We start from the raw sequence: 21,222 nt of genomic DNA, 5'->3' as shown, positions 1-21,222 counted from the left end.
GGCAATCCGATGTCGGCTCGGCGGGCGGGACCGGCCGGGAAGAGGTGCGCGATGACGGCTGCGTCTCCGGTGTACGGCGGCGTCGAGGACCGCTCGCCGCGGGGGATCGCCGGCGCGTTCAGCCGGGCGATCCGCTCCGGCGCCCTGGCACCCGGCGACCGACTCCCCACGGTGCGGGAGGTGGCGAGCGACCTCGGGGTCTCGCCGGCCACGGTCAGCGCCGCCTGGCAGGCGCTGCGCCGTACGGGCCTGGTGGTCTCGCGCGGACGGGCCGGCACCTTCGTCCGCGACAGCCCGACCAGCTGGCTGAGCCCGCGGGTGCGCGACCTGGTCGGGCAGGGCGGCCCCCAGGCAGGGACCGACTCGGCGGTCCGCTTCGACCTGTCGCGCGGCACCCCCGACCCCGCCCTGCTGCCGTCGCTCGGCCCGGCCCTGGGCCGTGTCTCGGCGCGGGCGGCGACGCTGGCCTACCAGGAGGAGCCGGTGCTGCCTCGGCTGCGCGAGGTGCTCGCCGCGACGTGGCCCAACCCCGACGACACGATCACCGTGGTCGACGGGGCGACCGACGGCATCGCCCGGGTGATGGAGCACCTCGTCTCCTTCGGGGACCGCGTGGTGCTGGAGTCACCGACGTTCCCGCCGTTCTTCGACCTCGTCGAGTCCCTGGGCGCCGAGGTGGTGCCGGTCGAGATCGACGGCGAGGGGATGCGGGCGGAGTCGTTGCGCATCGCCCTGGACGCCCGACCTGTGGCCGTCGTCCTGCAGCCACGGGCGCACAACCCCACCGGCATCTCGCTGGCACCCACACGCGCCGCCGCGCTGGCCCGGGTCATCGCGCGTCGCGGTGGCGAGGCGCCCTGGGTCGTCGAGGACGATCACTCCGGCGCGATCAGCACCTCCCCGGACGTCTCGCTGAGCACGCTGCTGCCGGGTCGGGTCGTCCACGTCCGGAGCTTCTCCAAGTCCCACGGCCCCGACCTGCGCATCGCCGCGCTCGGAGGACCGTCCGTGCTGGTCGACGCGATCGTGCAGCGCCGCATGCTCGGCCCCGCCTGGACCTCGCGGATGGTGCAGTCGATCCTCCTCGACCTGCTCACCGAGGCCCGGTCGATGGACGAGGTCGCCGAGGCCCGCCGTCAGTACTTCGGACGGCAGCGCTCGCTCGTGGCCGCGCTGGCGTCGTACGGCGTCGAGGTCGCCCCTCCCGACGGGATCAACCTGTGGCTGCCCGTGCACGACGAGCGCGCCGCCCTGCTCCACCTCGCCGCGGCCGGGGTCCGAGCCGCCGCCGGGCGCCCCTTCCTGGAGACCGGATCAGCGGTCGCGCCGCACGTGCGCGTCACGTCGGGGCTGGTGGCTCCCGAGGACGCCGACGAGGTGGCCGCAGCGCTGGCCGGGGCCGCGGCTCACTAGTGTCCCGCCGCCCAGCGCACGGCGGCGATGCGCCGTCATACCGGGCTCGTCTCGCTACTCCTCGGGCCGCTCGGGCCGCTGCCGGCGCTCCCGGTTCATCTCTCCCACGTCGCGCTCGATCTGCTCCGCACGCTTGCGCTCGAACAGCAGGATCAACACGACCACACCCACGAGCACGAGGACTGTCACGATCACCTCGAACAACGTCATGTTTCATGATCACGCGGCCGGGACGAGTGGCAACACACCCGGGAGGGCCAACGCGCGGACGGGTGCGCTGGCGGCGGACCGACTCGTCGGCGCCTGGGACCAGCGCGCCGGGATGCGCCACGCCCGGCGTCGTGGCGGCGGTGGTGGACGCCGTACGTCGCGCTCTTCCTCACGCTCATTCACCCCCACCGGTGTGGAACCCCGGCCGCCGCAGCGGCAAGCCTGGACGAGGAGCCGGCGCTCGGCCGGTTCCGAGATGTCTGGAGGAAGCACCATGAAGGCAGTGACATGGCAGGCGCCCCGCAAGGTAGCGGTGCAGGACGTCCCGGATGCCAAGATCATCGACCCGACAGATGCTGTGATCCGGGTGACCACGACGGGGTTGTGCGGCTCCGACCTGCACCTCTATGAGCCGCTCTCCCCCTTCATGACCCCCGGTGACGTGGTCGGCCACGAGCCGATGGGGATCGTCGAGGAGGTCGGCAGCCAGGTGCAGGACCTCAAGGTCGGCGACCGGGTGGTCGTCCCGTTCAACGTGAGCTGCGGCTCGTGCTGGATGTGCGGCCAGGGACTGCACAGCCAGTGCGAGACCACCCAGAACCGTGACCAGGGAACCGGCGCGAGCCTCCTCGGCTTCAGCAAGCTCTACGGCCAGGTCACCGGCGGGCAGGCGGAGTACCTCCGTGTCCAGTTCGCCGACTTCCTTCCCGTGAAGGTGCCGGTGGGGCCCTCCGACGACCGCTTCGTCTACCTCTCCGACGTGCTCCCCACCGCCTGGCAGGGGGTGCAGTACGCCGACGTCCCCGACGGTGGCACGCTGCTCGTGCTCGGCGCCGGTCCGATCGGCGACATGGCCGCTCGGATCGCGATGCACGCCGGACGCCGGGTGATCGTCGCGGACCGGGTCCCCGAGCGGCTCGCGCGAGTCAGCGCCCGCGGGGCCGAGACCATCGACATCGACGCGGTCGACGACCTCGCCGAGGAGGTGCGCTCCCGCACCGCCGGGCGCGGGGCCGACGCGGTGATCGACGCCGTCGGCATGGAGGCCCACGGCAACCCGGTGGCGGAGAAGCTCATCAAGGCGGTGGGCCTCCTGCCCGACGCGGTGGCCGAGCCCCTGATGCTCAAGGCCGGCTTCGACCGGCTCGCCGCCCTGCACAGCGCGGTCGACGCCGTCCGACGCGGCGGCACGGTCTCGGTGCTCGGCGTCTACGGCGGCGCTGCGGACCCGATGCCCCTCATGCAGATGTTCGACAAGCAGGTGCAGCTGCGGATGGGCCAGGCCAACGTCCGGCGCTGGACCGACGACATCCTCCCGCTGCTCGTCGACGACAGCGATCCCCTGGGCACGGAGTCCTTCGCCACCCACCGGCTCCCGCTGTCGGAGGCGCCGCAGGCCTACGCGTCGTTCCGCGACAAGCAGGACGGCATGGTCAAGGTGGTCTTCACCCCCTGACGTCGGCCTTCGTCGTCGGGCCCGCCCGTGACCCTCGAACGGCGCCCACCCGGATGCGGGGTGGGCGCCGTTCGACGTGGCCGCGACGTGTCAGGTCGTCAGCTCGGGAACGAGCCACCTGACGCGGCGAGGTCGCGCAGCCAGGCGGTGGGCGCGAACCGCTCGCCGTACGCCTCGGCCAGCTCGTCGGCGCGCTTGACGAAGGCCGACAGGCCGATCTCGCCGTCGGTGCCCTCGTAGCCGGTCATGAACTGCGCGGCACCACCGGTCATCGGCGGGAAGCCGATGCCCATGATGGAGCCGATGTTGGCGGCTGCCGCCGAGGTGACCACGCCCTCCTCGAAGCACTTGGCCGTCTCGAGCGCCTCGGCGAAGAGCATCCGGTCCTTCATGTCCTCGAACGGGATCTGGGTCTCGGCGATCGGGAACTCGTCCTTCAGGCCGGCCCACAGCGAGCCGCGCTTGCCCTCGGCGTACTCGAAGAAGCCCTTGCCGACCAGGCGCGAGGAGCGCCCGAGCTCGATCATCCTCGCGATGACGGGCACGCCCGGGTGGGTCGTGTACGGCGTGCCGTCGCGCTCGGCGGCGTCCTTGGAGGCCTTCTCGATCTTGGCCATCAGCTCCATGTTGAGCTCGTCGGTCAGCTGCAGCACGCCGACGGGGTAGCCCGCCTGCGTCGTGGCCCGCTCGATCGACATCGGGTAGCAGCCCTCGGCCAGCATGGCCAGGCCCTCCATGACCTGGGTGCCGATGACGCGCGAGGTGTAGAAGCCACGGCTGTCGTTGACGACGATCGGGGTCTTCTTGATCTGCTGGACGACGTCGAAGGCCATGGCGAGCGCCTTCTCGGAGGTCTCCTTGCCCTTGATGATCTCGACCAGCGGCATCTTGTCCACGGGGGAGAAGAAGTGCAGGCCGATGAAGTCGGCGGGGCGGTCGACGCCCTCGGCGAGCTCGGTGATCGGCAGGGTCGAGGTGTTGGAGCAGAGCAGCGCGTCGTCGTTGACGAACGGCATGATCTCGGCGAACACCTTGGCCTTGAGAGCCGGGTCCTCGAAGACGGCCTCGATGACCAGGTCGCAGCCGGTCAGGTCCGCCGGGTCAGCGGTCGGCGTGATCCGGCCCAGCATCTCGGCCGACTTCTCCTCGGTGAGCTTGCCGCGGCTGACGCCCTTGGCGTTGAGCTTCTCCGAGTAGGCCTTGCCCTTGTCGGCGTTCTCCTGCGAGACGTCCTTGAGCACGACCTCCATGCCCGCGCGGGCGCAGGAGTAGGCGATGCCCGCGCCCATCATGCCGGCGCCGAGGACGCCGACCTTGACGGCGCGGTAGGGCTCGATGCCCTGCGGACGCTCGGTGCCGGCGTTGATCGCCTGCAGGTCGAAGAAGAACGCCTGGATCATGTTCTTCGAGCCCTGGTTGACGATCAGGTTCGTCAGGTAGCGCGACTCGATCCGCGAGGCGGTGTCGAAGTCGCGGCTGGCGCCCTCGACGGCCGCGCTCAGGATTGCGCGGGCGGCGGGGTAGACCGCGCCCTTGGTCTGCTTGCGCAGCAACGCCGGGAAGGCCGGGAGGAAGCTCGCCAGTGCCGGCGACTTGGGGTTGCCGCCGGGCATCTTGTAGCCGGGGGCGTCCCAGGGGTTCTGCGTCGCCTCGGGGTTGGCCTTGATCCACGCCTTGGCGGCCGGGACCAGCTCGTCCTGGGTGGCGACGAGCTCGTCGATGAGCCCCTTGCCCTTGGCCGCGCCCGCCTTGAACTGCGCGCCGGTGAGGAGGAAGTCCATCAGCCCGGCCTGGAGGCCGAACTTGCGCACCATCCGGGTGACCCCGCCGCCGCCGGGCAGCAGGCCCAGGCTGGACTCGGGCAGGCCCACGGTGACCTTGGGGTCGTCGACAGCGATGCGGTACTGGGCGGCCAGGCAGATCTCGAAGCCGCCACCGAGCGCGGCGCCGTTGATGGCGGCCACGACCGGCTTGGGGAGCAGCTCGAGGCGGCGCAGGGCGGCCTTGACGTTCTCCGACATGGCGAAGACCGAGGCGGCGTCGTCCGGTCCGGCCTGGACCATGCCCTTGAGGTCGCCGCCGGCGAAGAAGGTCTTCTTCGCGCTGGCGATGACGACTCCGGCGACGGAGTCCGGGTCGGCGGCGAGCTCGTCCTCGAGCTGGTCGACGGCCGCCTTCATGGAGTCGATGTAGAGCTGGTTCATCGTGTTGGCCGACTGATTGGGGTCGTCCAACGTCAGGGTGACGATGTTGTCGGCGTCCTTGTCGTAGCGGACCGACGTGGTCGTCTCAGGTGCGGCGGTGCTCATGCGTGGTGGGTTCCTGTCCTTCGATAAGTGTGTGGGGTACGGCAGGGGGTTGCGGCTGCGTCTCGGCTCACTAGGTTTCGTCGCGCTCGTGCGACCTCGCAAGCTCGGTCGCGTCGCTTGCTCAACCCACCGCTTGGTGTGGTGAAGCTTCGTCAGACCTCGCAAGCTCGGTCAGACAAGTTCCACCACAGTCGCGATGCCCATGCCTCCGCCGACGCAGAGCGTGGCGAGGCCGCGCTTCTGATCGCGGCGCTCGAGCTCGTCGATCAGGGTGCCGAGGATCATCGCGCCGGTCGCGCCGAGCGGGTGACCCATCGCGATCGCGCCGCCGTTGACGTTCGTGATCTCGTCGGAGATGCCCATGTCGCGCATGAAGCGCATCGCGACGGCGGCGAAGGCCTCGTTGATCTCGAAGAGGTCGATGTCCTTGACCTCGAGGCCGGCCTTGCCGAGCGCCTTGCGGGCGGCGGGGGCCGGACCGGTCAGCATGATCGTCGGGTCGGCACCGGAGACGGCCATCGAGATGATCCGGGCGCGAGGGGTGAGGCTCAGCTCGGAGCCGATCGCCTCGGTGCCGATCGCCATCAGGGCGGCGCCGTCGACGATGCCCGAGGAGTTGCCGGCGTGGTGGACGTGATCGATCTTCTCCAGCCAGTGGTACTTCTCCAGGGCGACGTCGTCGAAGCCGGCGTCCTTGCCGATCTGGGCGAAGCTGGGCTTGAGCCCGGCGAGGCCCTCGACGGAGGTGTCGGGGCGGATCGTCTCGTCGGTGTCGAGGACGGTCAGGCCGTTGAGGTCGGTGACGGGGATGACCGAGTTGGCGTGGTAGCCGTTGGCCCACGCCTTCGCGGCGCGGTGGTGCGACTCGGCGGCGTAGGCGTCGACGTCCTCACGGCTCCAGCCCTCGATCGTGGCGATCAGGTCGGCGCCGATGCCCTGCGGCACGAAGCCCGTGGTGAGCGCGGTGGCCGGGTCCTGCGCCCAGGCGCCGCCGTCGGAGCCCATGGCGACGTTGGACATCGACTCGACGCCGCCGGCGAGGATCAGGTCCTCCATGCCGCCGCGGATCCGGCCGGCGGCCTGGTTGACGGCCTCGAGGCCCGAGGCGCAGAAGCGGTTGAGCTGGACGCCCGCCACGGTGTCGGGGTAGCCGGCCGCGAGGGCGGCGGTCTTGGCGATGTCGCCACCCTGCTCGCCGATGGGCGAGACGACCCCGAGCACGACGTCGTCCACGCGTGCGGGATCCAGGTCGGGGTTGCGCTTGCGGACCTCGTCGAGGAGCCCGACCATCAGGTCGACGGCCTTGACCTCGTGGAGCGATCCGTTGGCCTTGCCCTTGCCGCGCGGAGTGCGCAGGTGGTCGTACACGAATGCTTCTGCCATGACCTCGTCCTTGAGCTGGGAGTGGATGCGGGTGGATGCGGGTGGGCGCCGCGCATGGGGCGCCTTGCCTCCCACGATTGTGACACCAATACTGTCATCATCGTCAAGGGTGGTCGAACAGTGATCGGAGTCACGTGGTGAGCCAGGCGGGTGAGCGGCACGGGCACGAGGCGACCCCCGAAGACCTCCTCACCCTCGACGAGCTGACCGCCCGAGTCGGCCTCAGCGTGCGCAACGTGCGCTTCTACACCTCGCGCGGACTGGTCCCGCCCCCGCTCCGCCAGGGACGATCCGGCTACTACACCGCCGAGCACGTCGCCCGCCTCGAACTCGTCCAGGAGCTGCAGGCCCACGGCTTCACGTTGGCCGCCATCGAGCGCTACGTCAGCGCCCTGCCCGAGGACGCCGAGCCCGAGGACATCGCGCTGGCCCGCACCATGCTGGCCCCCTGGCAGTCGGACCTGCCGGTCGACATGGAGCGCTCCGAGCTCGACCTGCGGGCAGGTCGCCCCCTGAGTGACCAGGACATCGCCACCCTGGTGGCGCTCGGCATCGTGCGCGTGCGCGAGGACCGATTCCTCGTCGCACGCACGCAACTGGGCGTCGGCGTCCAGCTCCTCGAGCTCGGGTTCCCGCGCGAGGTCGCCGAGGCGGCCCGGGCGATCTACCTCGATCATGGCCGGCAGATGGCCGAGGAGCTGCACGTGCTCATCGCCGAGCAGCTGGCGCCGCGCTACGAGTCGGGCGACTTCCATCGGTTCCAGGCCGTGATGGAACGGCTCAAGCCACTGGCCGTCGGCGGACTCGTGACGGCCTACGAGAACGCCGTCGCCCGCGCCGCTCGGATCGCCTCGCGCACGCTGCGCTGACCCGGCGCGCTGTCGACGTCAGGGAAGCACCGCCCGCACGCGCTCGGTGAGCCAGCGCTGGACCTGCAGGGCCGTGTCGACGATCGGGTCCGCCGGGTCGGCCCCGCCGAGCACCCGCACCTCCCACACGCCGTACCAGGCGACGTACAGGCCGACGGCGAGCAGGAGCGCGCCGGTGACCGGCGGGAGCCACTGCCCCGCCTTGCGCAGGCCACCGACGAAGGCGCCCGAGGCGAGCGCGACCGCCACCGCGGCGACACCGACGACGGCGCCCATCCCCGCCGCGTAGGTGACGAACAACGCCAGGCCGTCGACGAACTCGTCGCTGCGCAGGCTCGTCACCACGATCGCGAGGAACGGTCCCACGGTGCAGGTCAAGGAGGCGACGGCGTAGACCACGCCGTACCCGAAGGTCGCGAGGGCGCCGTTGCCCGCGGCGCGCCGCAGATGGATCGCCGGGAGCCGGACCTCGCGGCCCGACACGAGGTAGCCGCCCACCGCCGCGAGGAGCACGCCGGTCGCAGCGGTCACGTAGGGCAGGTACTCCTGCACCCCGCTGGCCAGCGGCTGCACCAGCAGCCCGAAGGCACCGAAGACGAGCACGAAGCCGGCCGTCATCAGCAGGGTCGCGACCACCGCGCGGGAGACCGCGGCCCCGGAGCGCCGTACGGCGGTCATCGTGGCGCCGCCGCTCGAGGCGGCCCCCGGCGTCGGGGAGGCAACTGCGATGGCGGACTCCTGCGGCAGCACCACCAGCGAGAGGTACGCCGGGAGCAGCGCGAAGCCACAGGGGTTGAGGGCGGCCAGACCACCGGCGGTGAAGGCCAGGGTCAGCGCGGCGGTGTCCACTGTCGCGCGGTGGGTCAGCCGGCGACGTCGGCGACCACGGCGGAGAGCGCGTCGTCGTCGGCGTAGCCGGTGCGCAGTGCCTCGCCACCCGCGGCGTCGAGGACGACGAACGAGGACTGCTCGGAGATCCCGAAGCGCTGGTAGAGGTCCCCGCTGGGGTCGCTCAGGTGCGTGAGTCCGGGCACGTCGTCGGCGAAGGCCCTGATCGCGTCGGTGCCGTCGAGTCCGCCGACCCCGACGAACGCGACGTCGTCGCCGTACTGGTCGACGAGACCGGTCACCGTCGGGACCTGGCTCTTGCACACGGCGCACCAGGGAGCCCAGAACCACAGCACGACCGGGCGACCCGCCACCGAGGCACCGTCGAAGGCATCACCGGAGACCGTGGTCGCCTGGAACTGCAAGGCCGCCGGCACGACGGTCTCGGGAGCGGGACCCTCGCTCTGTTGCGACTTGGCGCCCTTGGCGCCCTCGCCGCCCTTGCCGGACGTGGTGGATCCGGTCTCGGACGAGGAGGACTCGGCCGGGCTCGCCGGTGCGGAGGGCGACTCCGTCCGCGAGGCGCCGGACGCTGCCGGATCGCTCCCGTCGGCCACCTCGGCTCCCCCGCACGCAGCGAGAGCCAGCGCGGCGACCACACCCAGCACGGCGGGGCGTATCGCCGCGCCGGCATACCGGCGACTCGGGTGGGACTCGGGGTGCTGCACTCGAGAGGTCACTTCCTCAGCATGCCTGGCGCTGAGCACCAGCGTGCCCGTGCACACCTTGTCGATTCCTTACGCTTCACCGCCGACCCGTCTGCCATGTGTGACGGGTCAGCGCGAACGACGCCGACCCGTCCGCCATGTGTGACGGGTCAGCGGCGACCGGACGAGAAGGAGGCCGCGCTGTGGCCGCCACCCGAGGACGATGCCGACGTGCCGGCACCGCGACGCCGGTTGCGGTTGCCGCCCTGCTTGGCCTGGCCACCGCCGGAGCCCGAGGCGGGGCCGCCCTGCTTGGCCTGGCCACCGCCGGAGCGCTGGCCACCGCCGGAGGAGCGACCGCCGCCGCCCTGGCCGCCGCGGCTGCGACGACCGCCGCCACCGCCGCCGGGCTTGCGTGCCGAGCCACCCGACCCGGAGCCCGAGCCGCGCTGCGGCTGGGTCGGCACCTCGATCTCGAGGCCACCGGGGGTGAGGGTGCGCTCACCGGGGGCGAGCTGCACGAGGACGGGGTGCTTGGCTCCGTCGACGCGCGTCGTCGTGGGCTTGATCCCGGCCGCGCGGGTCAGGGCTCGCACGTCGCGCACCTGCTCGTCGGTCATCAGCGTGATGACGGTGCCCGAGGCACCGGCACGCGCCGTACGACCCGAGCGGTGCAGGTAGGCCTTGTGCTCGGTGGGCGGGTCCGCGTGCACGACCAGGGCGACGTCGTCGACGTGGATGCCGCGAGCGGCGATGTCGGTGGCGACGAGCGTCGTGGCCTTGCCCGAGTGGAAGGCGTCCATGTTGCGGGTGCGGGCGTTCTGGCTCAGGTTGCCGTGCAGGTCGACGGAGGGCACGCCGTTCTTGTTGAGCTGACGAGCCAGCGCCTTGGCGCCGTGCTTGGTGCGGGTGAAGACGACCGTGCGGCCCGGGGCCGAGGTGAGGTCGACCAGCACCGGCAGGCGGTTCTCGCGGGTCAGGTGCAGCACGTGGTGGTCCATCGTGGCGACCGGCGACTGGGCCGAGTCTGCCTCGTGCACGACCGGCGAGCTGAGGAACTTCTTCACCAGCACGTCGATCGCGTTGTCGAGCGTGGCCGAGAAGAGCAGACGCTGGCCGCTGCTCGGCGTCGCGGAGAGCAGACGCCGTACGGCGGGCAGGAAGCCGAGGTCGGCCATGTGGTCGGCCTCGTCGAGCACCGTCACCTCGATGGCGTCCAGGCGGCAGTGGCCCTGCTGGATGAGGTCCTCGAGGCGGCCCGGGCAGGCCAGCACGATGTCGGCGCCCTTGCGGAGACCGGTGACCTGCGGGTTCTGGCCGACGCCACCGAAGATGGTCATCGTCGACAGACCGGCGGCCTTGGCCAGTGGCTTGAGCGCCTCGTGGATCTGCCCGACCAGCTCGCGGGTGGGGGCCAGGATCAGCGCCCGCGGCTTGCCCGGCATGGCGGGAAGGCTGGAGTCGAGGAGCCGGGCCACGACCGGAAGCAGGAAGGCGTAGGTCTTGCCGGAGCCGGTGCGGCCACGGCCGAGGACGTCCCGACCGGCGAGCGAGTCCGGGAGGGTGGCGGCCTGGATCGGCGTCGGGACGGTGATGCCCTGCTCGGTGAGGACTCGCACGAGCGAGTCGGGCAGGCGCACGTCGGAGAAGCTGGAAATGGAAGATGCTGAAGTCACGGCGACATCACTAACTGTGTGTGTCTCGCCAGCTGTCCCGCCGGCGGCGGGATCGGGTAAGCAATGCCCTCGTTGCGAGGGGCGCCGGGGTCCCCTGGTGATGCTGGGGATCTGCGCGGGAGCCGGCGGCAAGACTGGCCGGGCTCTGTCGACAAACCTACTGCAATTGCGGGTGAAGCCACGCATCCCCGCGCTCGCCTAGGGTGTGAGGATGAGCACCGTCCTGGTCACCGGCGCCACCGGATTCGTCGGCCGTCGTCTCGTGCCAGTCCTCGTCGAGCGTGGTCTCGACGTCCGCGCCATGACCCGCCGTCCCGAGTCGTACGACGGACCCGGCACCGGGGTCGCCGGAGACGTCCACGACCCCGAGAGCCTGGAGGCAGCCCTGGAGGGCGCCGACGTCGCGGTCTACCTGGTGCACTCCCTCGACGACGACGACTTCGAGCGCAAGGACGCCGAGGCCGCGGTGTCCTTCGGCAAGGCGGCGGCTGCCGCCGGCGTCCGACAGATCGTCTACCTCGGCGGCCTCGGCGAGGAGGGGGACGACCTGTCGCCGCACCTGCGCTCGCGACGCGAGGTGGAGGGCAAGCTGGGCGAGGCAGGCGTCCCGGTCACCGTGCTGCGGGCCGCGATCGTCGTCGGGGCCGGGGGCATCTCGTGGGAGATCACCCGCCAGCTGGTGAAGAACCTGCCGGCCATGGTGGTGCCGAAGTGGGTCAACACCCTGACCCAGCCGATCGCCGTCGACGACGTGATCCGCTACCTGGACGGGGTGATCGGGCTCGAGGCTGCCGTCGGGAAGGTCCTCGAGATCGGCGGCAGCGACCAGCTGACCTACCTGGAGATGATGCAGCAGGCCGCCGAGGTGATGACCGGTCGGCGCGTGCCGATCGTGACCGTCCCGGTGCTCACGCCGTCGCTGTCGTCGCACTGGATCGCGTTCGTGACCGACGTCGACACGACCACGGCCAAGAACCTCATCGACTCGATGGCGACCGAGGTCGTCGTGCGCGACGAGACGATCCTCGACCTGGTCCCCGGCGAGCCGATGACGTACGTCGAGGCGGTGCGCCTGGCGGTCGAGGAGGGCGGAGCCAAGGACTGAGGAACCGGTGCAACGAGGCTTCAGCCCGCACCGGGTCTCGACACGCTCCGTCGCGGCTCGACCAGCATCGATGACGCCGGCTTCGCCGTCGTGATCAGACGCCGAAGATGACCGGCAGCGCGAACAGCATCGTCAGCGACCACGTGCAGTGGGTGATGATCGGCGCGAGGATCCCGCCGGAGGCGCGACGCTGCAGCCCGACGAGCACGCCGAGCAGGACGGCCGCGAAGGCGAGCATCACGTTGCCGGTGGCCAGGGTCGCGATCGTGTAGGCCACCGTCGTCCACACGACGGGGCGCCGGGTGATCGCGGCGTACGCGGCGCCCCGGAAGAAGAGCTCCTCGGCGACGCCGTTGACGGCGGTCACCAGGACCAGGACGGGCAGGTAGCCCTCGGTGGCGAAGCCGAGCACGCCGCGGACCTGGTCGGCCAGCCAGGGGATCTCCCGCACCACCAGCGCGCCGAGGACGAAGATCCCGGCCAGCGCCGCCCCCAGGACCAGCGGCTGGAGCACCGGCCGGTGGTGCAGGTCGTGGCGGGCGATCCGTCCGAGGTGCAGCGGCCCCGAGGCGAAGGCGCCGACGGTCCAGACCGCGGCTAGGACCAGCGAGAACACCACGAACTCGGTGCTGCCCTGATCCAGGCGCAGCAGGATGCCCAGCACGATCGCGCCGAGCACGACGAAGGAGGCCGTGACGACCTGTCGGCGGCGCAGGTCGCGGGCGCTCTGCCGATGGTCGCGCGGGACGACGTCCCACAGCGACCGTTCGATCCACTGCCTCACCACGGGTTCACCCCCGACTCCGTGTTGCTCTCCACGAGACACAACAACCCCTCGCCGGAGAACGCTACCGGCGAGGGGTGGTCTACTTCTGGGGACCATCAGGTCCGGCCACTGTCGTGGAGGGCTACTTGGTCAGGCCGTCCTTGAGGTCCTTGGCTGCGTCCTTGACCTTCTCGACGCCCTGCTTGACCGAGGACTCGGCCTGGTCGCCCTTGCCCTCGGCCTCGAGGCTCTCGTTGCCGACAGCCGAGCCGGTGCCTTCCTTGACCTTGCCCTGTGCGTCCTGGGCCTTGTTGCTGATCTTGTCGTCGAGTCCCATGGGAACCTCCTGTGTGACGTCTCAGCGACGCCGATCGGCGCCTCTTCCCTCAATGAACCACGCACGCGAGCGCCGGACATCGCCCGTCGGGGTGACGGGCGGCGTCCAGGCGTGGTTCAGGCCGTGAAGCTCAACACATCGTCGTCGATCGCGTCGCGCCGGATGGTGCGGATGTCGACGAGGTAGTTCTGCTTGAGCATCCAGGGCGCCCGGTCGCCCTGGCGGGGCAGTCCGTCCAGAGCGCGCTGGATGTAGCCCGACGCGAGATCCATGAACGGCCGCTCGCCGACCTCCGGGTCCCGGACGGGGACCACGCTGCGCGAGCCGGTGCGGTCCATGTGCGACAGCAACCGGACGACGTACTCCCCGACCAGGTCTGCCTTCAGCGTCCACGACGCGTTGGTGTAGCCGATGGTGAAGACGAAGTTGGGCAAGCCGCTGACCATCAGACCCTTGTAGGTCATCTGGTCGGTCGGCTCCTGCACGACGCCGTCGACGGTGAGCGCGATCCCGCCGAAGAGCTTCAGCTTGAGGCCCGTCGCGCTGATGATGACGTCGGCGGCGAGCTCCTGTCCCGACGTGAGCCGGATCCCGGTCCGGGTGAAGGTCTCGATGGTGTCGGTGACGATGTCGGCCTTGCCCGAGCGCAGCGCCCGGAAGAGGTCGCTGTTGGGCACGACGCACAGGCGCTGGTCCCAGGGGTTGTACGGCGGCTGGAAGTGCTCGTCGTACGACGTGCCCTCGGGGAGCTGGCGCTCGGTGAACCTGCGCACCATCGCCTTGGACTGCGCCGGGAAGCGGCGCGCGAGCTGGTAGCTGGCGACCAGGCGCAGGACGTTCTTCCAGCGCACGATGGGGTAGGCGAGCGCGTCCGGGAGCGGGGCGAGGAGCTTGGCCCACGAGTCGGTGCCCGGCTGCGGGAGGATGTACGTCGGCGTGCGCTGCAGCATCGTGACGTGACCGGCCGTCGGGGACATCGACGGCACCAAGGTCACCGCGGTGGCGCCGGAGCCGATGACCACGACGTTCTTGCCGGCGTAGTCGAGGTCCTCGGGCCAGAACTGGGGGTGGACCAGCTCGCCCTCGAAGTCGTCGGCGCCGGGGAAGACCGGGGCGTGGCCCTCCTCGTAGTCGTAGTAGCCGGTGCAGCCCCACAGGAAGCTCGCCGTCATGGTGATCGGCGCCCCGTCGTGGTCGATCTGCACGGTCCACCGCGCGGTCGCGGAGTCCCAGTCGGCCGCGGTCACCCGGTAGCGGTAGCGGATGAGCTTGTCGACGTCGTACTCCTCGGCGACGGTGCGCACGTAGTCGAGGATCAGGTCACCGTCGGCCAGCGCGGTGTCGCTGGGCCACGGCCGCCAGCGGTAGCCGAAGGTGAACATGTCGGAGTCCGAGCGGATCCCCGGGTAGCGGAAGAGGTCCCAGGTGCCGCCGCTGGCCTCGCGCGCCTCGAGGATGGCGATGCTGCGGTCGGGGTGGCCGGTCTTCAGCTGGCAGGCGGCGCCGATGCCGCTCAGGCCCGCGCCGACGATGAGGACGTCGACGTGCTCGATTTCAGTCATGGCAGGACGGTATCCCACCTGTTGACGGATATTCAATAGGTGGGCTTGCGCCGGCCGGCGCCCGCGCGACCCCTCAGGCCTGGACGGCTACGCCCCGCTCGATCAGGCCCTCGACGTCGTCGACACCCCAGGCCCTCAGCGCCGCACGGGTGTGCTCGCCCGTGCCCGGCGGAGGCGTCGAGATCGTCGCCTCGGTGCGCGAGAAGCGCGGGGCCGGCGCCGGCTGGGTCATCCCGTGCGCCTCGACGAAGGTCCCGCGGGTCGCGAGATGGGGGTGCTCGAAGGCCTGGGTCATCGGGATGATGCCGGCCACGCAGGCGTCGGTGCCCTCGAAGATCTCGATCCACTCGGCCTGGGTCTTGGATGCGAAGGTCTCGGTGAAGATCCGGCGCATCTCGTCGTACTCCCCCAGGTCGGCCTGTCCCGGGCAGGTGTCCTTGACGCCCAGGATGGTGACGAGGGCGTCGAAGAACTGCGGCTCCAGGGCGCCGACCGACAGGTGCAGCCCGTCGGAGGTCTCGTAGATGTCGTAGAAGGGGATGCCGCCGTCGAGCATGTTGGCGGCCCGCTCCTCCTGGTAGCCACCCGAGGCCAGGAAGGCCGCCGTCATGGCGTTGAGGTGGGCGGTGCCGTCCACGATCGCGGCGTCGACGACCTGGCCCCGACCGGAGACCTTCGACTCCAGGAGCGCGGCGAGGATGCCGATGACGAGGTACGTCGATCCGCCGCCGAAGTCACCGACCAGGTTGGCCGGGAAGTGGGGCCGGGCCTTGTCCTGGCCGAGGCCGAAGAGGGTGCCGGTGATCGCGATGTAGTTCATGTCGTGCCCAGCGGCCTGGGCGAGCGGGCCGGTCTGACCCCAGCCGGTCATCCGGCCGTAGACGATGCGGGGGTTGACCGCCAGGCAGTCGTCGGGACCGAGACCGAGGCGCTCGGTGACGCCGGGTCGCATCCCCTCGATGACGACGTCGGCGTCCTGGACGAGGTCGAGGACGACCTGGGTCGCCTCGGGGTTCTTGAGGTCGAGCGCGACGCTGGGCCGCCCCCGGTTGAGCAGCATCTGCTTGCCGCCGGCGAGCGCCTGGCCTCCGGGGCGCTCGACGCGGATCACGTCGGCGCCGAGGTCGGCCAGGATCATGCACGCGTGCGGCCCGGGGCCGATGCCGGCGATCTCCACGACCTTGACGCCCTTGAGGGGCCCGGTGCCCTGCCCCAGGACGACCTGGCCGAGCTGGACGGTGCTGGTGTCATCTGCGCTCATGGAGCGGATACTGCCAGTTCCACTGTCACGGTGGGAGGGGTCCCTCGGCAGCGGGCGCGTCATCTCACCCGGACGGCGGCAGCACCCGACGCAAGAACTGGCGCGTCCGCTCCTCCCGCGGCTCGCTGAAGATCTCGGCCGGCGGGCCCTGCTCGAGGATCCGTCCCTCGGAGAGGAAGCAGACCGATGTGGCGACCTCGCGGGCGAAGCTCATCTCGTGGGTCGCCAGGATCATCGTGGTGCCGCGCTCGGCGAGGTCGCGCACGATCGTGAGCACCTCCCCGACGAGCTCGGGGTCGAGCGCCGCGGTGATCTCGTCGAGGAGCAGGAGGTCGGGCCGGGTGCACAGGGCGCGCACCAGCGCGACCCGCTGCTGCTGACCGCCGGAGAGCCGGTCGGGGTGCTTGTCGACGTGGTCGACGAGACCGAATGTCGCGAGGAGGTCGCGCGCCCGCTCCTCGGCCTCGGGGCGCGACAGCCCGTGCACGCGGCGGGGGGCGAGGGTGCAGTTGTCGAGCACGCTCAGGTGGGGGAAGAGGTTGTAGGCCTGGAAGACCATGCCGATGCGGCCGCGCACCTCGCGCTGGTCGACGAGCGGGTCGGAGATCTCGCGGCCGTCGAGACGGATCACGCCGTCGTCGATCTCCTCGAGCAGGTCGAGGCAGCGCAGGAGGGTGGACTTGCCCGACCCCGACGAGCCGATGAGGCAGATGACGTCGTGGGGCTGGACGCTCAGCGAGACGTCGTCGAGCACGAGCCGGTCGCCATAGGACTTGCGGACGTCGAGCACCTCGAGGAGCGGCGTCCCGGCTGCCTGCCGTTCCGCTGCTGATCCGGTCACAGCGCCCCCGCCCGCTCCCGCCGCATGGCGCGCCGCTGGAGGTGGTCGGTGCCGCGCGCCATCGGCACGGTCAGCACGACGAAGAAGAGTGAGACCACGACGTACGGCGTGAAGTTGAAGTTGTACGCCGTGTAGTCGCGCGCGCTGAAGACGGCGTCGAAGAGCGCGACGCTGGAGACCAGGGCGGTGTCCTTGGTCAGGGAGATGAAGTCGTTGAGCAGCGGCGGGACGACGCGACGCACGGCCTGCGGCACGATCACGAACCGCATGGCCTGGGCACGCGAGAGCCCGAGGGCGTCGGCGCTGGCGAGCTGGGAGGGGTGGATCGACTCGATGCCGGCACGGAAGACCTCCGCGACGTAGGCGCTGTAGGAGATCACCAGTGCCATCAGGGCCCAGAAGAAGAGTCCGTTGGGCACACCCTGGAGACCGAGCGCCGGCATGCCGAAGGCGAGCAGCAGCACGAGCAGGATCGTCGGGACACCGCGGAAGAAGTCGATGTAGGCGACCGCGAGCACGCGGAGGGGGGTGAGCCACGCGGCGCGCGCCTGACGGGCCAGGGCCAGGCCGAGCGCGACCACGAGGATCAGCGGCTCGGCGAGCAGGAACAGCTTGACGTTGAGCCAGAAGCCGTCGCGGATCGCGGGGAACGACGCCTTCGCGTCCTCCACGCTGAAGAAGGTCGCCCTCACCGTCGGCCAGCCGGGCGAGGTGACCAGGGCGGCGCCGACCGCGACGAAGAAGGCGAGGCTGGCCACGGTCGCGATCGCGATCGACCGCAGCCGCAAGCGTTGACGCAGGGCGCGCCGCTCGAGCTCGCGCGGGCTCGGGGTCCAGGCGCTCACCGGGGAGCGGGTGCCGTCACGGGAGAGTCGGCACGTCGACGACGTCGGAGAGCCACTGCTGCTCGATGTCGGCGAGGGTGCCGTCGGCCTCGAGCGCGGTGAGCGCGTCGTCGACGCAGGGCACCAGCGCGGAGCCCTTCTCGAACAGCATCCCGAACTCCTCGGCCGCATCGCCCTCGACCTGGAACTGCCCCACGATCGTCGAGCCGCCGATCTCGACGGCGCTGATGTAGAACGCGGTCGGCAGGTCGGCGAGGATCGCGTCGACCTGGTCGTTCTTCAACGCCTGCTTGGCGATGTTGGTGTCCTCGAAGACGAGCGGGTCCGTGTCGGGCTGGATGACGTCGCGGATCGCGGTCAGCGAGGTGGTGCCGGTCTGGGCCCCGAGTCGCAGGCCCCTGAGGTCGGCCAGGCTCGTGGCCTCCGCACCGGCGGTGCCCTCGAGCGCCACGACGGCCTGGGCGGCGGAGTAGTAGCCGTCGGAGAAGTCGACGACCTCGGCGCGGGCCGGGGTGATCGAGATCTGGTTGATGTCGAAGTCGAAGGCCTTCTCGCCCGGCTTGTAGGAGGTGTTGAACGGCACCGTCACCCAGGTGACCTGGTCGGCGCTGAAGCCGAGCTGCTCGGCCACGGCGTAGGCGACCGCCGACTCGAAGCCCTCGCCGTTGGTGGGGTCGTCGTCGACGAACCACGGCTCGTACGCCGGCGAGTCGGTGCCGATCGTCAGGGTGCCGCTGGTCACCAGTGGTGCGCCCTCGGGCGAGCACGGGTCGATGAACTCCTCCGACGGCAGTCCCTCCGTCGGCTCCGAGGCCGGGTCGGTGGCGGTCGGCTCGTCGTCGACCGGTGCGCAGGCGCTGGCGGCGAGGGCGAGGGCGGGGACGGCGAGCAGGGCGCGGCGCAGGGACATGTCGAGAATCGTAGGGCCAGGAACCGGGCGCTTCGGTGTGTCCTGCCCGACGCTGGACAGGTATTGCAACTCGTTGCATAGGGTGGCAGTCTTCCCGCATGGCCCTCGAGCACGCCCTTCTCATCGCACTGCGCGAGCAGCCGGCGAGCGGTCTCGAGCTGGCCAAGCGCTTCGAGCGCTCGATCGGCTTCTTCTGGAGCGCCACCCACCAGCAGATCTACCGGGTGCTCGGCCGGATGGACGGCGACGGCTGGGTCGGCGTCACCGAGGTCGCCCAGGTCGGTCGTCCGCAGAAGAAGGTGTACGCCGTCACCGCGCTCGGCGAGGAGGCGCTCGCCGACTGGCTGGGTCGACCGACCCACACCGACGGGCTGCGCAGCGAGCTCGCGCTGAAGATGCGGGGGGCCAGCTTCGGCGACCGCGGCGCAGTGCTGGACGTCGTCCGCGCCCACCTGGCCGACCACGCCGTACGACTCGACCACTACCGGCAGCTGATGAAGCGCGACTACCCCGAACCGGCCGCCCTGAGCGGCCTCGACCTCGACCACTACCTCGTGCTGCGCGGCGGGATCCTCACCGAGGAGACCTGGATCGCGTGGCTCGGCGAGTACCTGGAGGCCCACGCATGACCACCACCCCCGCCACGAGCCCGTACCCCCACCTGCTCGACCCGATCACGCTCGGCTCCCTCACGCTGCGCAACCGCGTCGTCATGGGATCCATGCACACCGGGCTCGAGGACAGCCGTCGCCACCTGCCCGAGCTTGCCGCCTTCTTCGCCGAGCGCGCCCGTGGCGGCGTCGGCCTGATCGTGACCGGCGGCTACGCGCCCAACAAGCGCGGCTGGCTCAAGCCGCTGGCCTCGGAGATGACCACACGACTCCAGGCGATGCGGCACCGCGAGGTCACCGACGCCGTGCACGACGAGGGCGGCGCGATCGCGTTGCAGGTGCTGCACGCCGGGCGCTACGGCTACCACCCGTTCGTGGTCTCGGCGAGCAACCGCAAGAGCCCGATCTCCCTCTTCAAGCCACGGTCGCTGTCGACGCGAGGAGTCGACCGCACGGCCTCCGACTTCGCCCGCGCCGTCGGCCTGGCCGAGAAGGCCGGCTACGACGCCGTCGAGATCATGGGCTCCGAGGGCTACCTGATCAACCAGTTCCTCGCCGCCCGCACCAACGACCGCACCGACGCGTGGGGCGGCAGCGCCGAGAAGCGGATGCGCTTCCCGCTCGAGGTCGTCCGGCGAGCGCGCGAGGAGGTCGGACCCGACTTCCCGCTGATCTACCGGATCTCGCTGCTCGACCTCGTCGAGGACGGTCAGACCTGGGACGAGGTCGTCACCCTCGCCCACCTGCTGGAGGAGGCCGGCGTCACGGTGCTCAACACCGGCATCGGCTGGCACGAGGCGCGCGTCCCGACGATCATCACCCAGGTCCCGCGCGGCGCCTGGCGCGAGGCGACGGCGCGCCTCAAGGCCGAGGTGTCGGTCCCGGTGTGCGCCTCCAACCGGATCAACACCCCCGAGCTGGCCGAGTCGATCCTCGCCGACGGCCAGGCCGACCTGGTCTCGATGGCGCGCCCGCTGCTCGCCGACCCGGACTTCGTCGCCAAGGCGATGGCCGACCGCGGCGACGAGATCAACACCTGCATCGCCTGCAACCAGGCCTGCCTGGACCACACCTTCTCCAACAAGCGCGCCTCGTGCCTGGTCAACCCGCGCGCCTGCCACGAGACCACGCTGGTCCTCGGCCGCACCCGCCGCGCCGCGGCGGTCGCCGTCGTCGGCGCAGGTCCTGCCGGGCTCTCGTCGGCCGTGGCCGCGGCCGAGCGCGGCTTCGCGGTGACCTTGTTCGAGAAGTCCGCCGAGCTCGGCGGCCAGTTCCGCCTGGCGATGGCCGTGCCCGGCAAGGAGGACTTCGCCGACACCCTGCGCTACTACACGCGCCGCCTCGACGTGCTCGGCGTCGACGTCCGACTCGGCACCGAGGCCGACGACGCGGCGCTGACGGCCTACGACGAGGTCATCGTCGCCAGCGGCGTCGTCCCCCGTCTGCCGGCGATCCCGGGGATCGACCACCCCAGCGTGGTCTCGTACGCCGACGTCCTCGCCGGCCGCGTCGTCCCCGGGCGTCGCGTCGCGGTGATCGGCGCCGGCGGGATCGGCGTCGACGTCAGCGTCTGGTTGACCCACGACCCGGCCGAGACCACCGACGACTGGATGGCGCACTGGGGCGTCGGCGACCCGTCGGTGCACCCCGGCGGCCTCACCGAGCGCAAGGCCCGCTCCCCTCAGCGCGAGGTCACGCTGATCCAGCGCAAGACCACCCCGATCGGTGTCGGCCTCGGCAAGACCTCCGGCTGGGCCCACCGGGCCGTGCTGAAGCAGTCGGGCGTGACGCAGCTCAGCGGAGCGACGTACGACCTGATCGACGACGCCGGGGTGCACCTCACCGTCGACGGCGAGCACCGGCTGGTCGAGGTGGACCACGTCGTCGTCTGCGCCGGGCAGGAGTCCGTGCGCGACCTGGTCAGCGACGCCCGCCCCGACTGGTACGTCGTCGGCGGCGCCGACGTGGCCGCCGAGCTGGACGCGAAGCGGGCGATCAAGCAGGGGACCGAGGTCGTGGCGGCGCTCTGACGGCGCTCTTCGGGACGGTGTGTCGCCCGCGCGCGTGGCCGACTCCCGTCTTCGGGGTTGGTGTGGCGCCCGCGCGCGTAGTCGACCGGGTCTCGCCGTCAAG

The 21,222-nt window shown here is 71.1% G+C and carries 19 protein-coding genes; 6 read left to right on the top strand and 13 right to left on the bottom strand.

Going from position 1 to position 21,222, the window contains the following annotated elements; all coding sequences use genetic code 11:
- Window positions 1-51 precede the first annotated feature (51 nt).
- The gene (locus Q1K33_RS15495) at window positions 52-1,413 is read left to right on the top strand and encodes an aminotransferase class I/II-fold pyridoxal phosphate-dependent enzyme (protein WP_300405540.1); all 1,362 of its coding nucleotides are present in this window, start codon (window positions 52-54) and stop codon (window positions 1,411-1,413) included.
- 54 nt (window positions 1,414-1,467) lie between these two features.
- Here the strand turns inward: Q1K33_RS15495 and Q1K33_RS15490 are convergent, their stop codons facing one another.
- Window positions 1,468-1,623: a hypothetical protein gene (locus Q1K33_RS15490; RefSeq protein ID WP_300405538.1), complete on the bottom strand. Its 156-nt coding sequence runs from the start codon at window positions 1,621-1,623 to the stop codon at window positions 1,468-1,470.
- A gap of 274 nt (window positions 1,624-1,897) precedes the next feature.
- Between Q1K33_RS15490 and Q1K33_RS15485 the strand changes: the two genes are divergently transcribed.
- Window positions 1,898-3,079: an alcohol dehydrogenase catalytic domain-containing protein gene (locus Q1K33_RS15485; RefSeq protein ID WP_300405536.1), complete on the top strand. Its 1,182-nt coding sequence runs from the start codon at window positions 1,898-1,900 to the stop codon at window positions 3,077-3,079.
- A gap of 98 nt (window positions 3,080-3,177) precedes the next feature.
- Here Q1K33_RS15485 and Q1K33_RS15480 read toward each other — a convergent pair whose 3' ends face one another.
- Together Q1K33_RS15480 and Q1K33_RS15475 are read right to left on the bottom strand one after the other, a co-directional pair.
- Window positions 3,178-5,388, bottom strand: a complete 2,211-nt coding sequence (locus Q1K33_RS15480; protein ID WP_300405534.1) for a 3-hydroxyacyl-CoA dehydrogenase NAD-binding domain-containing protein — start codon at window positions 5,386-5,388, stop codon at window positions 3,178-3,180.
- A gap of 171 nt (window positions 5,389-5,559) precedes the next feature.
- Complete coding sequence (locus Q1K33_RS15475) at window positions 5,560-6,771, bottom strand: acetyl-CoA C-acetyltransferase (protein ID WP_300405532.1); 1,212 nt, start codon at window positions 6,769-6,771, stop codon at window positions 5,560-5,562.
- A 137-nt stretch (window positions 6,772-6,908) separates the two neighbouring features.
- Between Q1K33_RS15475 and Q1K33_RS15470 the strand changes: the two genes are divergently transcribed.
- On the top strand, window positions 6,909-7,640 hold the full coding sequence (locus Q1K33_RS15470; protein WP_300405530.1) for a MerR family transcriptional regulator: 732 nt from the start codon (window positions 6,909-6,911) through the stop codon (window positions 7,638-7,640).
- Between the two features lie 18 nt (window positions 7,641-7,658).
- Here Q1K33_RS15470 and Q1K33_RS15465 read toward each other — a convergent pair whose 3' ends face one another.
- From Q1K33_RS15465 to Q1K33_RS15455, 3 genes are all read right to left on the bottom strand, one after another.
- Entirely contained in the window at window positions 7,659-8,489 is an 831-nt protein-coding gene (locus Q1K33_RS15465; protein WP_300405528.1) for a cytochrome c biogenesis protein CcdA, read from the bottom strand.
- Window positions 8,490-8,503: 14 nt separating this feature from the next.
- On the bottom strand, window positions 8,504-9,208 hold the full coding sequence (locus Q1K33_RS15460; RefSeq protein ID WP_300405526.1) for a redoxin domain-containing protein: 705 nt from the start codon (window positions 9,206-9,208) through the stop codon (window positions 8,504-8,506).
- A 137-nt stretch (window positions 9,209-9,345) separates the two neighbouring features.
- Window positions 9,346-10,815 (bottom strand): DEAD/DEAH box helicase, encoded by a 1,470-nt coding sequence (locus tag Q1K33_RS15455; RefSeq protein WP_300405525.1) that lies wholly within the window; start codon window positions 10,813-10,815, stop codon window positions 9,346-9,348.
- Between the two features lie 247 nt (window positions 10,816-11,062).
- On the opposite strand from Q1K33_RS15455, the gene Q1K33_RS15450 reads away from it, so the two are divergent.
- The gene (locus tag Q1K33_RS15450; RefSeq protein ID WP_300405523.1) at window positions 11,063-11,956 is read left to right on the top strand and encodes an NAD(P)H-binding protein; all 894 of its coding nucleotides are present in this window, start codon (window positions 11,063-11,065) and stop codon (window positions 11,954-11,956) included.
- A 94-nt stretch (window positions 11,957-12,050) separates the two neighbouring features.
- On the opposite strand, the gene Q1K33_RS15445 is transcribed toward Q1K33_RS15450, so the two are convergent.
- The 7 genes from Q1K33_RS15445 to Q1K33_RS15415 form a co-directional block, all read right to left on the bottom strand.
- The gene (locus Q1K33_RS15445; RefSeq protein ID WP_300405521.1) at window positions 12,051-12,743 is read right to left on the bottom strand and encodes a type II CAAX endopeptidase family protein; all 693 of its coding nucleotides are present in this window, start codon (window positions 12,741-12,743) and stop codon (window positions 12,051-12,053) included.
- A gap of 121 nt (window positions 12,744-12,864) precedes the next feature.
- Window positions 12,865-13,059, bottom strand: coding sequence for a CsbD family protein (locus tag Q1K33_RS15440; RefSeq protein WP_300405519.1), 195 nt, complete (start codon window positions 13,057-13,059; stop codon window positions 12,865-12,867).
- 116 nt (window positions 13,060-13,175) lie between these two features.
- Window positions 13,176-14,621, bottom strand: a complete 1,446-nt coding sequence (locus tag Q1K33_RS15435) for an NAD(P)/FAD-dependent oxidoreductase (RefSeq protein WP_300405517.1) — start codon at window positions 14,619-14,621, stop codon at window positions 13,176-13,178.
- 73 nt (window positions 14,622-14,694) lie between these two features.
- Window positions 14,695-15,882, bottom strand: a complete 1,188-nt coding sequence (locus Q1K33_RS15430) for a CaiB/BaiF CoA-transferase family protein (RefSeq protein ID WP_300405515.1) — start codon at window positions 15,880-15,882, stop codon at window positions 14,695-14,697.
- Between the two features lie 64 nt (window positions 15,883-15,946).
- Window positions 15,947-16,723 carry an amino acid ABC transporter ATP-binding protein gene (locus Q1K33_RS15425; RefSeq protein WP_300405513.1) on the bottom strand — a complete coding sequence of 259 codons (777 nt, stop codon included), beginning with the start codon at window positions 16,721-16,723 and terminating at the stop codon, window positions 15,947-15,949.
- Window positions 16,720-17,568, bottom strand: a complete 849-nt coding sequence (locus Q1K33_RS15420) for an amino acid ABC transporter permease (RefSeq protein ID WP_300405511.1) — start codon at window positions 17,566-17,568, stop codon at window positions 16,720-16,722. Before Q1K33_RS15420 ends, Q1K33_RS15425 begins: the two co-directional genes overlap by 4 nt.
- A gap of 16 nt (window positions 17,569-17,584) precedes the next feature.
- Complete coding sequence (locus Q1K33_RS15415) at window positions 17,585-18,478, bottom strand: transporter substrate-binding domain-containing protein (RefSeq protein ID WP_300405509.1); 894 nt, start codon at window positions 18,476-18,478, stop codon at window positions 17,585-17,587.
- Window positions 18,479-18,576: 98 nt separating this feature from the next.
- On the opposite strand from Q1K33_RS15415, the gene Q1K33_RS15410 reads away from it, so the two are divergent.
- A complete protein-coding gene (locus Q1K33_RS15410) occupies window positions 18,577-19,107 on the top strand; it encodes a PadR family transcriptional regulator (protein WP_300405507.1) in 531 nt (176 codons plus the stop codon).
- Window positions 19,104-21,119, top strand: coding sequence for an NADPH-dependent 2,4-dienoyl-CoA reductase (locus Q1K33_RS15405; protein ID WP_300405505.1), 2,016 nt, complete (start codon window positions 19,104-19,106; stop codon window positions 21,117-21,119). The genes Q1K33_RS15410 and Q1K33_RS15405 overlap by 4 nt, the downstream gene beginning before the upstream one ends.
- Window positions 21,120-21,222 lie beyond the last annotated feature (103 nt).

Origin of the sequence: Nocardioides sp. (assembly GCF_029937575.1) — a bacterium.
GTDB lineage: Bacteria > Actinomycetota > Actinomycetes > Propionibacteriales > Nocardioidaceae > Nocardioides.
Note: the sequence above shows the minus strand (reverse complement) of the source record. Positions and strands in the feature narration are given on the sequence as shown.

Excerpts from the sequence above, each read along its gene's own strand:
- Q1K33_RS15495 (WP_300405540.1), top strand. The coding sequence starts at position 52 with ATGACGGCTGCGTCTCCGGTGTACGGCGGCGTCGAGGACCGCTCGCCG.
- Q1K33_RS15490 (WP_300405538.1), bottom strand. The coding sequence starts at position 1,623 with ATGACGTTGTTCGAGGTGATCGTGACAGTCCTCGTGCTCGTGGGTGTG.
- Q1K33_RS15485 (WP_300405536.1), top strand. The coding sequence starts at position 1,898 with ATGAAGGCAGTGACATGGCAGGCGCCCCGCAAGGTAGCGGTGCAGGAC.
- Q1K33_RS15480 (WP_300405534.1), bottom strand. The coding sequence starts at position 5,388 with ATGAGCACCGCCGCACCTGAGACGACCACGTCGGTCCGCTACGACAAG.
- Q1K33_RS15475 (WP_300405532.1), bottom strand. The coding sequence starts at position 6,771 with ATGGCAGAAGCATTCGTGTACGACCACCTGCGCACTCCGCGCGGCAAG.
- Q1K33_RS15450 (WP_300405523.1), top strand. The coding sequence starts at position 11,063 with ATGAGCACCGTCCTGGTCACCGGCGCCACCGGATTCGTCGGCCGTCGT.
- Q1K33_RS15440 (WP_300405519.1), bottom strand. The coding sequence starts at position 13,059 with ATGGGACTCGACGACAAGATCAGCAACAAGGCCCAGGACGCACAGGGC.
- Q1K33_RS15435 (WP_300405517.1), bottom strand. The coding sequence starts at position 14,621 with ATGACTGAAATCGAGCACGTCGACGTCCTCATCGTCGGCGCGGGCCTG.
- Q1K33_RS15430 (WP_300405515.1), bottom strand. The coding sequence starts at position 15,882 with ATGAGCGCAGATGACACCAGCACCGTCCAGCTCGGCCAGGTCGTCCTG.
- Q1K33_RS15415 (WP_300405509.1), bottom strand. The coding sequence starts at position 18,478 with ATGTCCCTGCGCCGCGCCCTGCTCGCCGTCCCCGCCCTCGCCCTCGCC.
- Q1K33_RS15410 (WP_300405507.1), top strand. The coding sequence starts at position 18,577 with ATGGCCCTCGAGCACGCCCTTCTCATCGCACTGCGCGAGCAGCCGGCG.
- Q1K33_RS15405 (WP_300405505.1), top strand. The coding sequence starts at position 19,104 with ATGACCACCACCCCCGCCACGAGCCCGTACCCCCACCTGCTCGACCCG.